Origin of the sequence: Endozoicomonas sp. GU-1 (assembly GCF_027366395.1) — a bacterium.
Taxonomy (GTDB): domain Bacteria; phylum Pseudomonadota; class Gammaproteobacteria; order Pseudomonadales; family Endozoicomonadaceae; genus Endozoicomonas.
In genome coordinates this window covers 4,159,457-4,172,227 of record NZ_CP114771.1, presented here as the reverse complement: position 1 = coordinate 4,172,227, position 12,771 = coordinate 4,159,457, and the positions used below count along the sequence as shown (strand labels likewise).

The 12,771-nt window shown below is 50.3% G+C and carries 9 protein-coding genes and 1 pseudogene; 3 read left to right on the top strand and 7 right to left on the bottom strand.

Annotated features, from left to right (window positions below):
• Positions 1–107 precede the first annotated feature (107 nt).
• Positions 108–251, top strand: a pseudogene (locus tag O3276_RS25845) (transposase domain-containing protein); the annotation flags it as partial.
• Between the two features lie 120 nt (positions 252–371).
• Complete coding sequence (locus O3276_RS17420) at positions 372–4,415, top strand: hypothetical protein (protein WP_269672476.1); 4,044 nt, start codon at positions 372–374, stop codon at positions 4,413–4,415.
• 142 nt (positions 4,416–4,557) lie between these two features.
• Here O3276_RS17420 and mltA read toward each other — a convergent pair whose 3' ends face one another.
• From mltA to O3276_RS17395, 5 genes are all read right to left on the bottom strand, one after another.
• On the bottom strand, positions 4,558–5,589 hold the full coding sequence (gene mltA / locus O3276_RS17415; protein WP_269672474.1) for a murein transglycosylase A: 1,032 nt from the start codon (positions 5,587–5,589) through the stop codon (positions 4,558–4,560).
• A gap of 312 nt (positions 5,590–5,901) precedes the next feature.
• Positions 5,902–6,339: a non-heme ferritin gene (gene ftnA, locus O3276_RS17410; RefSeq protein ID WP_269672473.1), complete on the bottom strand. Its 438-nt coding sequence runs from the start codon at positions 6,337–6,339 to the stop codon at positions 5,902–5,904.
• 277 nt (positions 6,340–6,616) lie between these two features.
• Complete coding sequence (locus O3276_RS17405) at positions 6,617–6,937, bottom strand: 2Fe-2S iron-sulfur cluster-binding protein (RefSeq protein WP_101745696.1); 321 nt, start codon at positions 6,935–6,937, stop codon at positions 6,617–6,619.
• 93 nt (positions 6,938–7,030) lie between these two features.
• On the bottom strand, positions 7,031–7,654 hold the full coding sequence (locus tag O3276_RS17400) for a 1-acyl-sn-glycerol-3-phosphate acyltransferase (RefSeq protein WP_269672472.1): 624 nt from the start codon (positions 7,652–7,654) through the stop codon (positions 7,031–7,033).
• 281 nt (positions 7,655–7,935) lie between these two features.
• Positions 7,936–8,541 carry an HD domain-containing protein gene (locus O3276_RS17395; protein ID WP_269672471.1) on the bottom strand — a complete coding sequence of 202 codons (606 nt, stop codon included), beginning with the start codon at positions 8,539–8,541 and terminating at the stop codon, positions 7,936–7,938.
• 172 nt (positions 8,542–8,713) lie between these two features.
• Here O3276_RS17395 and O3276_RS17390 point away from each other — a divergent pair, with 172 nt between their 5' ends.
• Positions 8,714–9,427, top strand: coding sequence for a hypothetical protein (locus O3276_RS17390; protein ID WP_269672470.1), 714 nt, complete (start codon positions 8,714–8,716; stop codon positions 9,425–9,427).
• Between the two features lie 12 nt (positions 9,428–9,439).
• Here O3276_RS17390 and O3276_RS17385 read toward each other — a convergent pair whose 3' ends face one another.
• Together O3276_RS17385 and O3276_RS17380 are read right to left on the bottom strand one after the other, a co-directional pair.
• Positions 9,440–10,471, bottom strand: a complete 1,032-nt coding sequence (locus O3276_RS17385) for a DUF2333 family protein (protein WP_269676787.1) — start codon at positions 10,469–10,471, stop codon at positions 9,440–9,442.
• A gap of 263 nt (positions 10,472–10,734) precedes the next feature.
• Complete coding sequence (locus O3276_RS17380; RefSeq protein ID WP_332328280.1) at positions 10,735–12,750, bottom strand: ankyrin repeat domain-containing protein; 2,016 nt, start codon at positions 12,748–12,750, stop codon at positions 10,735–10,737.
• Positions 12,751–12,771: the final 21 nt, after the last annotated feature.

Below are 12,771 nucleotides of genomic sequence, written 5' to 3'. Positions count from 1 at the left end.
ACCGTTCAAATGACGACAAAGCTCGTCTGCACCCTGATTCTCCAGAATGCCATCAACCATCTGATTATCCCGGTCTCTGGCTACCATGACCGGTATTTGTCGACACTCTGTCTTCTTCTGATTACATTTGTTACGTACTGGAGGAACTGCCGTATGCGGATACGGTTGAGAAGCTGGAAGCACTCCTGCCCTGGAATGTAAAAGTCAGCGGTGCGCTATCCCGTAACACATCTCACAGCCAAACTGCCTGACAAAACAGGTCAGCCTTGCCTGATACCGGCTGCCTGGAACTTTACCGGGCTGACTAGGTCAATAGTTCGATTGTTGTCATCCCCAGACGATTCTCCAACTGGAAACAGGTAATCCCCGAAGTGCAGTCACCTTCCTCCTCAGTAACCGCAGACACGGCATCCCCGTTAACAGCCACTGAAACAGGAAGGCACCGGCCAGCAAACAGCCGAAAACAAAAAAGAAAGCGATCCATGTCAGGTTACCAGGTGGAACAGACAACAACGGGCACTGGAACATTGCCACTGCATCAACTGCAATCTGAATCCGGGCCCATCCCACCCATAAAGCGCAGGCGTGTTACTGACAACAGCAGGCGTATTGTGTGTTCTGCAACTTCGCTACCTACAGAAATTAACAGTGAAACATCAATTTCAGAATTTTCTGTAAGCCAGCAAAATGAACTGCGAACACATTTAAATAATCAAGAAATTCAAGCAATATTAACGAATGCCGGGACTCTTCTGAAAAACCTCAAAGACAGGAAAATCCAGTTAGCGCGAGACAGGGGAAAGCCGCCCGCACATTCCCTCTTCTCCAAGTTAAAAAACTTCAGCATTGTTAAAGATTCTCAGACTTTCAAAGGCTATTTTGCCAGGGCCAACACGTTCTTTTTAGCTGTAAATCCCCAGCAGATTACCAATACCAGCTGCCTTACCAGCATGCTCATATCGAAGACTCAGATAAAAAAGTTTGCAGAAGAAAGCGAGGAAAACATTCAGGCGGTTGCTGCTAACCCATGCTTGAAACAGATTGCCTCCATGTGTAATGGCAAAGGCTTGCCCGACAAAGCGAAGGTGGAAGCGCTCAAAGCGTGGGAGTGCTGGAAGGTGAACGGCGAATTCAGCCTGGAACTGCTGCGGGCCTTTTCCTCCATGTGTAATGGCAAAGGCTTGCCCGACAAAGCCAAGGTGGAAGCGCTCAAAGCGTGGGAGTGCTGGAAGGTGAGCGGCGAATTCAGCCTGGAACTGCTGCGGGCCTTTTCCTCCATGTGTCATGGCAAAGGCTTGCCCGACAAAGCGAAGGTGGAAGCGTTCGTGGCGTGGGAGTGCTGGAAAGTGAACGGCGAATTCAGCCCGGAACTGCTGCGGGCTTTTTCCTCCATGATGAGCAGTAGGGGCTTGCCCGACAAAGCGAAGGTGGAAGCGCTCAAAGCGTGGGAGTGCTGGAAGGTGAACGGCGAATTCAGCCTGGAACTGCTGCGGGCCTTTTCTTCCATGTGTCATGGCAAAGGCTTGCCCGACAAAGCGAGGGTGGAAGCGTTCGTGGCGTGGGAGTGCTGGAAGGTGAACGGCGAATTCAGCCTGGAACTGCTGCGGGCCTTTTCCTCCATGTGTCATGGCAAAGGCTTGCCCGACAAAGCGAAGGTGGAAGCGCTCAAAGCGTGGGAGTGCTGGAAGGTGAACGGCGAATTCAGCCTGGAACTGCTGCGGGCCTTTTCCTCCATGATGAGCAGTAGGGGCTTGCCCGACAAAGCGAAGGTGGAAGCGCTCAAAGCGTGGCAGTGCTGGAAGGTGAACGGCGAATTCAGCCTGGAACTGCTGCGGGCCTTTTCTTCCATGTGTCATGGCAAAGGCTTGCCCGACAAAGCGAAGGTGGAAGCGCTCAAAGCGTGGCAGTGCTGGAAGGTGAACGGCGAATTCAGCCTGGAACTGCTGCGGGCCTTTTCCTCCATGTGTCATGGCAAAGGCTTGCCCGACAAAGCGAAGGTGGAAGCGCTCAAAGCGTGGGAGTGCTGGAAGGTGAACGGCGAATTCAGCCTGGAACTGCTGCGGGCCTTTTCCTCCATGTGTCATGGCAAAGGCTTGCCCGACAAAGCGAAGGTGGAAGCGCTCAAAGCGTGGGAGTGCTGGAAGGTGAACGGCGAATTCAGCCTGGAACTGCTGCGGGCCTTTTCCTCCATGTGTAATGGCAACGGCTTGCCCGACAAAACGAAGGTGGAAGCGTTCGTGGCGTGGGAGTGCTGGAAGGTGAACGGCGAATTCAGCCTGGAACTGCTGCGGGCCTTTTCCTCCATGATGAGCAGTAGGGGCTTGCCCGACAAAGCGAAGGTGGAAGCACTCAAAGCGTGGGAGTGCTGGAAGGTGAACGGCGAATTCAGCCTGGAACTGCTGCGGGCCTTTTCCTCCATGTGTAATGGCAAAGGCTTGCCCGACAAAGCGAAGGTGGAAGCGTTCGTTCAATGGCTACCCTCGGATGAAAATAAAAATATTCTGAAACTTTCTTGCCGAATATTTGCCAGTTTTGGTTTGCCCTCAGCAGAAAAACTGACTGAAAATGAGAAAACACTGCGCCAATGTCTTAATCAGCATGGTTGTACCACTGAACATGGCGACGACAATAGTGATGAAGATCTTTTAGAATCGAGTCAAATGAAAGCACTGGCTCTGTTCTTCTCTGGGCCCGCAACATGGCGCATGAAAATTGCCGAATTCCAACAATATCTGGCTGCCCACAAGAATTCTCGAAATGACAGAGTAGCTGTTCGTGCTGCGCTGAAATCATTGCTACCGATATTGGCTATCCATGGAAGAACTGGTCTCCCGTTCTGGATTGCAAAATATCGTGAAAATCCACGCTGCAAAGGAGTACTCACTAAGGCATTATCCATTCCTGCACCACTGGCTTTAACAAAATTTGCACTAACGCAGCTCCCTGAATCTGAGATGCAGGAATATCTTGAACTGTGCAGAAACCTGAAGCCAGCCCCAACTCAGGAACAGTGGTATGCATTAAAACCACTTTGCCAACAGCTTGGCCAGCGATTTGACTTCACGCAATCTAAACGCACGATGCTGGAGATTCTCTGGCAACAATCAGAAGATAACCGCTCAAAATACGCGGATAAGCTGGATGAGCTATTCAAAACCTTGCCCACCATCTCACAGTGGCGCGGGTTACATCGGGTGCTTGGACCACACAAAATGCAGCAATTCATGGATGCCTGTCTTGACTATCAGGCTACCCCTGAGACCGCTCCTGATGTCACGGTTCAGCAACGGTTGCTGGAAGGAATGCTGCTCACCAACCACGCTCTACCTGAACCAGAGAAAATACCGGATCTCTGCTTTTCAAACCGAGTGGCAACAGATGATAAAAGAGGGGTGATGGTCGGTGGTGATCCCGCCATGTCGGGCCAGGAACGCCTGTGGCGCTTTATCACGGCCATGTTAATTGAGCTTGAACAAACAGAATATCAATTCAAGAATCACAGACTAACCGTTTTGCCAGACGATGGCGATCCGGTGGTACTCCAAAATCCAGAGTTTACCCCGAGAGATACCGGCTTTGTTATCAAGAACTGGACATTGCAACAGTTAACCGCCTTTTTCAAGGCAACCGAGTTCACAGAACAATGGTATAAAAAGCCTCAGGACAAGCGCGATCCCTATGCGATCAGGCTTGAGGCAAAATTAGCCCAAATGCAAGCGAGAACCAAAGAGCCCAAGAAAGCCGAGCCTAAAAAAATACCACACCTGGTGGCACCCTCTCTGATTATTAGACTAATCAATTGCCATAAACCATTAAAGCCTGAGGTCTGGTCATCTCTTGAACACTATGCCAGCAGCGGCCAGCTAAATGCCCGTTTATGCACGGCACTCGGCCCGGTTATCAAAGATGATAAAGACGGCATTGTTCCAGACCTCGTTAAGAAAGCGGTGGTTGCAAAGTTGGAACAGATTGAGGCAGCAAAAACGCCAGTAGTAACATCAATCCCTCAGCAAGGACCTCCAGCAAGGGCAAGCATAGCAACTCAAGGGAACCAGGTTGCCAACAGTCGCATTCAAGGGCCGCTATCTAACTTTGACGCGGCAATGGAAGCTCTGGGTCGTTTTCGCGAATTGGGAAATGCAGAACTTGAACTGCTGGAACCCCACCGAAGCCGAATGACTTATGTTGAATTAAGCACTGCTATCTGCAAAATGAGCTACGCAGTGGATTCAGAAACACGGAAAGAATGGCATGAAGCCAGCGAGAACAGGAGAAGAGATCCACTTGGGCTTGATGAAATAGTGGCATGGGATTTGGATTCATTGGCGACATTGGATTCATTGGTGACCGAGTCAGAACTGGTCAACAACGATGACTGGATGGAAGAGTTCCTGCAAGGGCTATGTTGGGTTTAAGGGTTGAAAGTGAATAAATTCCAAAATCTTGTTGACCAAAAAGTCAGTTATTAAAGCATTAATGCCAGCTAGGAGGCTGCCATCCTCGCTACGGGCGCTATTCTCGGTCAGCCTCCCAGGCAGATTTATCAAGAAAAGCAGGTTATCGGGGAATCAACACATATAGTTTGCCAGGCTCCTGCTGTGGCCCGGCAATCAAGGCTGCATCGTTGCCAGCGCCCATATAGATATCTCCCCGGACGGGACCCTTTATGGCACTGCCGGTATCCTGGGCAACCATCAGCTGCTGGAATTTCTCTCCGGTGGCGGTGAGGCGGGTATCGAGCCATACCGGCAGGCCAAGGGGGATATAAGATGGATCCACAGCCAGTGTTCTTTTCGGGGCAGCAGGCACACCCTGAGCGGTGATGGCACCTTCCTCAGAAAAACTGAAAAAGATGTAGCGAGGGTTCTGGTTGAGCAGCCATTCCCGTTGGTCCGGATGGTTTTCCAGCCATGACTGGATGGTTTGCATGGATACTTCTTCAAGTTCCCCTTGCTGTTTCAGTATCCTCCCAATGGCCACGTAGTTGTGGCCATTATTACCGGCGTAGCCAACATGAATAATGTTACCGTCAGGCAGTTCCACATTCCCTGATCCTTGAATCTGCAGAAAGAACTTATCAACAGGACTGCTCAGCCACAGGAGCACATCGCTGGCTTTCGCTGTCTGTTGATTGATTTCTGCCCGACTGCCATAGGGTTTCAGGAAGCCTTTCTCAACCCGCCCCACCAATCCCGGGCCACTGAGACCAAAGTCAGCCAGGCGAACCTTGACCAGATCGTGGGGAAGTTTCAGTAACGGGATTGGGTAATCTTCCGACGGTTTCAGACTGCCGGGAATAACCGGGGAGTAATAAGCGGTAAACAGGCCTTGTTTCTGGGGGGAGAGCTGGACAGGCGTAAAGTTTTGCTCAAAAAAGGTTTTCAGTTGACGGTCGGGGGTTTGCATCAGCTCCTTACACAACAATTGCCATTGCTGGTAGTTGCCCCAGGGGCTGTTGTCGGTCAGCACCGAACGGTTCAGGTGCTGGCAACTGTTCAGCAACGCCGGTCTTACGGCAATGGCCTGTTGCTGGCTCCAGCCCTCCAGCTCACTGAATGTGACCGGCTGTCGTTCCGACGCTTTGGTCATTAGCCCGCAACCACTGAATAACACAGAGCACAGAAGAGGAATGAACCTGAAAACGTTGCCGGTGACTGACTTGGAAAAACCGGAGGTAGCGTGTTTGAAGTGCTGGAATGCAAAGGTCACGTTGAGTGCTTCTGGTTGAGAACGGTGAATTAGAGGAAGGTGCTGAATCAGCTTGCCTATTAAACCATATTTTTTAGCCTGTTGTGCAGGCAACTACTTGCACATTGCACAGTTGCCCGGATAGCCGGGGCGCTCTCAATTTCCCATGTGACCAGAACGCCCCGTGAACACTCTTTATATTACTTCGGGTTGTTAAGAAACAACAGGCTCTGGCATACCACTTATCAATTTGCCCACTTCCTGATCAATGTAATAGAGGCCTTTGTTTTCCATACCGATCATATCAATTTTATCGAGAATCGTTTTGAACAGCTTCTCTTCTTCGTGCTGCTCCGCAACGTACCACTGCAGGAAATGGAACGTGGAGTAGTCCTGTTCGGTGAACGCAGTATGGGCCAGGGCGTTGATCTTCTGAGTAACGGTACACTCATGTTTATAGGTCGCAAGGAATACATCCCGGACAGACGCGAACGCATGGGGAGGCGCATCAATACCGCCAATAATGGCCATGGCTCCCGTTTCGTTGACGTAGTCAAAGAGCTTCTGCATGTGTTCCATTTCTTCCCGGGCATGGCGGCGGAGAAAATGATTGCACCCGTCCAGCCCCTGGCTTTCGCACCAGGAGGCCATTTGCAGATACAGATTTGAGGAGTAAAACTCCAGATTAATCTGTTCGTTTAACTTGTATCATGGTTTGGCTGAGCATGGCAACTCCTGACGCTGTTCTGTATTGAAATTGTTAGGAATAAGGACTCACAGGTGAACGCAACCCGGTGCACAAAAGGCCGACCGGGACTAACGACCGATAACCTTACAAAAGGTCTGGTTTTGGCGGGATTATAATACTAATTGTTTTTGCGAACTACACCAGACGAACAGATTGCATCGTCGGACGGCTTACAGAAATTTAATATTGAGACTCAGGCAAATGCACCACCATGCCGTCCATCTCATCAGTGACGACAACCTGGCAGCTCAGCCTGCTGGTTTCTCTCGGCTCACGGACAACATCCAGCATTTCCTGCTCCATGCCTTCAGCCGGTCCGACCATCTCAATCCACCCTTCATCAATATAACAGTGGCAGGTGGCACAGGAGCAGGCACCACCACACTCTGCAAGGATGCCATCGATCATGTTATCAACGGCACCCTGCATCAAAGTACTACCTGAGTCGATGTCGGCTTCATACTGGTTGCCGTCGTGAGTAACAAACTGAATCAGAGGCATGTGAGTCCTTTATTGTCTTTTTATTGCTGTTTCACTCTATCGGACTCACCACGGAAAGAAAAGCGACCACCTGTCAGACAAACCGCCCGGACATTATTTGTTGTATATACCGGGCGTTTCAAAGGGTCCATCACAGCCAAGCTCAGGATGCTTACCCGGATGAGAGAGAAAGAACTCATGCATTCTGGCAAAGTCAGAGGGAATATCTCCGGACATGGGCATAGGTGCGCCCATAATGACCTTGCGCTGCTGAAAGTCGAAGGCAATGGGTACAACCGGAACGTTGGCACCATGCGCTATATGATAAAAACCGGTTTTCCACTTTTGCACCTTTGACCGGGTGCCCTCAGGTGCGATAGCCAGCACGAAGTGGTCACTGCTGTTGACCTCTGCGATGGCCTGATCAACCCGGTTGATGGATTTATCACGCTCAATGGGAATACCGCCAAGCCGATGCATCAACACACTCAGGGGCCAGAAAAACAGCGAGTGCTTGGCAAAAAACCGGACACGTATACGGGTTACCAGCTTAACCGCAACGCCGATAACAAAATCCCAGTTTGATGTGTGATGGGCGACGATGATCACGTATTTATTGAGGTGTTCCGGCAGGTTTCCCTCAATTTTCCATCCGCCAAGTAACCACAGGACAAAGTGTCCCAGGCCTGTCTTGAACCGGTTTTTGGGAAGGTAGTTGCTGGTGAAGGACGATTGCATAGTTAACTTGCTAAAGCAGGAAAGCGCGGCAGTATGTCACTTTTGTTGCACTTCGTCAGTCGGTAAATACCTTTTTACAGAGGAGGGGTTGCTTACCGTCCTGAAATAACTTCTAAATCTCTACAGACGCTACCCGCCCCCCGCCTCCCGCTACCCGAAAAGCCTGAACCGCTTGTGCTTTTGCAGGCATCGGGTGGCGGGAAGCGGGCGGCGACCTTTTCCCAGGCTGAGAAAATGATGAAGTTATTCTGGAAATCCTTATGGAGACTCCACCGGTCAGATCAACAATCCTGAAGCCAGCCATTACGGACAGAGTGATCAATCTGCTCAAGAACATAACACCACAGCTTGGGGGCCAGGTGCTCCAGATATTGATTCCGTTTCAACACCTGACTGCGGGTAACCTGATACTTGGCCCAGGTGCCACCCTCACTGTCCATATTCTGGATTACGGGTAACAGGCAGTCCATGGCTTTGGCGAAGCGGGCATCCGGGCTGTGTACCTGCTCAAATTCAAGCCAGAGCGCCCTGAACTCATCGGCCTGCGCCTGTGGCAATAGCCCGAACAGGCGTTCTGCCGCTGCCATTTCTTTAGTTGACTGACCGGCCAGCTCAGTAGCCGCAGCAAACGCAAATGTATCTCCGGCATCAATTTCTACAATATCGTGGAGCAGCAGCATCTTGATCACCCGGCCAATATCAACCGGCTCTTCAGCGTACTCTTGCAGGGTCATCGCCTGCACCGCGATATGCCAGCTATGTTCGGCACTGTTCTCCTGTCGGCTGTTATCAGGCTTTACCATGGTTTTTCGATAAACCGCCTTGAGTTTATCCAGCTCCTTGATAAAAGCCAGTTGCTGCCCAAGCCTTGAGGAAATAACAGACATAAATTTTGAACCATATTACTAATATTGCGTCTAATAACATAAATCCTAACAGAACACTCAGCCAGTAACTAACCATCGATTTTAAAATCAATCAGTTATAATAGAAGCTGGTCATTGAGCAGAACCGGCAGAACACTCAAAACATAGTCGAATTAACCACCTGGTATGCCCGATGATCCCATCTATAAACAGCACTCTCTTTGCTCACAGCCCCTCTCCTGAGCCTGTCTATCACAACGAAGAATTATCTGAAGAGTGCTCGAATACCACCACTGAAGCTTGCTCTCAAAGTAACGCACCTTCAGGAAAAAGTGATGGGCTTGCCGCTAGAACCTGTGAGGTTATCGAAAAAACAGAAACGTTTATGTCCAGGGTAAAACGTCATGGTAAATGGTTGCTGTCAAACGTTCCCGGGGCACTGTGCACCCCACTGAGAGTCTGTACTACTTTGTTGCATGCGGGCATTTTTGCCGGTTATTACGTCACAGTAATGACCATTACCGGAATTGGAGCGCTTACCGGGGCGATGACGGGGGTAGCTGCTGCAATAAAAGCAAGTATCAGCCCCTGCCCGGCAGAAAAATCATTTAAAGAATACACCGTCAGTCATGCACAAAAAGTCTTTACATGGCTGGCTCTGCCCTATGAGATCTTACCAGAAAAGTTAAAGGGCTCAATTTTTCCGGCGCTAGCCAGTGTCGCACTTTTTATTGTTGAAACGGTGACTATTCCGGGAAAACAGCTCTCCATTCATGTGTATGAAAACATTTGCCACGCCACTTACCAGGCGACCAAACCCTATAAGCCTGTCACTGATATGACCGTAAAGCTGTTTGATACCACTAAGCGATGGATTGAGAATGGAAGCAAAAGCAGGGGGGATTGAATTCCCCCATTATTAACCCTGTTCCAGCAAACGCCGCAGATCAATAATTGCTGCATTGGCACGGGAGACATAATTAGCCATCACCAGAGAGTGGTTAGCCAGCAAACCAAAACCGGAACCATTCAGTATCATCGGGCTCCAAACCGCATCCTGGGTCGCCTCCAGCTCGCGGATAATCTGTCGGACACTGACCGTGGCATTTTTCTTGTCCAGAACATCAGCAAAGTCCACTTCTATCGCCCTGAGAAGATGTATCAGAGCCCAGGAAGTGCCCCGGGCCTCATAGAAAACATCATCAATCTGTGACCAGGGTGTTTTTACATCAATCAATACAGCATTGTCGGTGGATTGAGCCGCCGCGCCGGAAAGGTCGGTATTTAAACGGGGTTTACCAACACTGGCACTCAGACGTTGGGAAAGGCTGCCGAGGCGCGTTTCTACATCCCCCAGCCAGCGGGTCAGATTATCGGCCCGGGCATAAAATTGCGCCGAGTCATTGGGATCGGACAAACGGGTCATATAGCTGTTCAGCTTATCAATGCCCCTCTGGTATTCCCGCTCACTGGAAGGCAGAATCCAGCTTCTGGCATCAAAATTAAACTGCGGCTCGGCCACCGCAAGATCCTGGTCTTCCCTTGACTGCGACTGGGAACGACTGAAGTCCTTGCGCAGGGCCCGGGCCATATCACGCACCTGAATCAGAACACCCACTTCCCAATTGGGCATATTATCCATCAGTACGCCCGGTGGCATAATGTCATTGCGCAGGAAACCACCCGGCTTATTCAGCAGCGTATTCGCCAGGGTATAGAGTGTTGCTGTTGTGGTATAACCAGTGACGACTGCCTGAGCATTATCAGTGGCCAGCTTTTCGGCATTGGCCTTTACTGAGAACAGGTCTGGCTCCTGACTCCAGTACCAGCCAACAAGTGATAGAAACAGAATCAATACACCAGTGCCGACGGCCAGGGCTTTACCATAGATAAGACCCGACATTTTCTGCATACCCGACTGAAAAGCCGATTTCATCTTTTCCAGCGCCATAATTTCCCCGTTCGTCACCGCTCAGACTTTTATCCTGAATATGGCGTTCCAATATGGATGCGCTTCCAAACGGCCATTATCCTCTAATAATTGTGGTTGTGCGAGTTTCTGTTAGAGCCTGTCAAGCAACTATCTATTAATTTTTGAACCATAAAGCCCCCAAATACTCATTTTGAAGATGGTTTCGTTACTGCTGTTTCTGCATTGATTTTTAGCTGACTGAGTGTTGTCTTGCTGTTTTCCTGGACATCAGCAGCGGTGGTTCACTGTAACGTTGCACCGTAGGCAATCAGAGCAACAACAGCATCTTGCTGGACTTTCTCGGTTGCATATTGGAGGGGCGTCTTCCCGTCCTTGGTTCGAGCGTTGACGTCCGCACCTCTGGCAATCAGAGCATCAATGGCTTCCTGCTGGCCTTGCTCGGCTGCAAAGTGGAGGGGCGTCCTCCCGTCTGTGGTTTGAGCGTTGACGTCCGCACCTCTGGTAATCAGGGCATGAATGGCTTCCTGTTGGCCTCGCTCGGCGGCAAAGTGGAGGGGCGTATATTTAGTCTTTATATCTCTGGGGGCATTAATATCAGCACCTTTGGCCTTCAATTTGTCGACGAACCCCCAATCACAAGCCTGAGCGGCATACACAAGCATTGTTGAACCTAGATGATTACATGGTGCATTAACATCAAATCCAGCATTAGCAAAACTCTTGATCATTGAGATACTTAACTTTTTATTGTCACTGGCCCTTTTTAGGGCCGTATCTCCTTCCTCGGTTCGAGCGTTGACGTTCGCACCTCTGGTAATCAGAGCAACAATGGCTTCTTGCTGGCCTTGCTCGGCTGCAAAGTGGAGGGGCGTATAATTAGTCTTTATATTCCTGGGGGCGTTAATATCAGCACCTTTGGCCTTCAATATATCGACGAACTCCCAATCAGAAGCCTCAGCGGCATACCCAAGCATTGTTGAACCTAAACAATTACATGGTGCATTAACATCAAATCCAGCATTAGCAAAACTCTTGATCAATGAGATACTTAACTTTTTATTGTCGCTGGCCCTTTTCAGGGCCGTATCTCCTTCCTCGGTTCGAGCGTTGACGTTCGCACCTCTGGCAATAAGGGCATCCATGGCTTTCCGCTGGCCTTTCTCGGCTGCACAGTGGAGGGGCGTCCTCCCGTCTGTGGTTCGAGCGTTGACGTTCGCACCTCTGGTAATCAGAGCATTAATGGCTTCCTGCTGGCCTTGCTCGGCTGCACAGTGGAGGGGCGTCCTCCCGTCTGTGGTTCGAGCGTCGACGTTCGCACCTCTGGTAATCAGAGCATTAATGGCTTCCTGCTGGCCTTGCTCGGCTGCAAAATGGAGGGGCATATATTTAGTCTTTATATATCTGGGGGCATTAATATCTGCACCTTTGGCCTTCAATTTGTCGACGAACTCCCAATCACAAGCCTCAGCGGCAAACACAAGCATGGTTGAACCAAAATAATTACATGGTGCACTAACATCAAATCCAGCATTAGCAAAACTCTTGATCAATGAGATACTTAACTTTTTATTGTCGCTGGCCCTTTGCAGGGCCGTATCTCCTTCCCCGGTTCGAGCGTTGACGTTCGCACCTCCGGCAATAAGGGCATCCATGGCTTGCCGCTGGCCTTTCTCGGCTGCACAGTGGAGGGGCGTCCTCCCGTCTGTGGTTCGAGCGTTGACGTTCGCACCTCTGGCAATAAGGGCAGCAATGACTTCCTGCTGGCCTTTCTCAGCTGCACAGTGGAGGGGCGTCCTCCCGTCTGTGGTTCGAGCATTGACGTTCGCACCTCTGGTAATAAGGGCATCAATGGCTTTTCGCTGGCCTTGAGCGGCTGCACAGTGGAGGGGCGTCCTCCCGTCTTTGGTTCGAGCGTTGACGTCCGCCCCTCTGGCAATAAGGACATCAATGGCTTCCTCCTTACCTGCCTGGGCTGCACAGTGGAGGGAGGTTCTCCCGTCTTTGATTCGAAAGTTGACGTTCGCACCTCTGTTAATCAGAGTACCAATGGCTTTTTGTTGGCCATGAGCGGCTGCATAGTGGAGGAGTGCCTTGGTATCAGCAATAATACAAACATCACGACGACACAATGGGCAATCAGATCTTTCCTTCAGCCATTTCTTAATACTCGATGAATGAAAATGATGACCGCAAACACTAACAGAAACGCTCCGGGATCCGGATATAGATTCATGGCAAAAACTACAATTCTCCTCGACGTCTGCGTGTATGGATGCAGGAGAAGAAAAATGTTGCATGAGGGTATGACGTATGTTTGA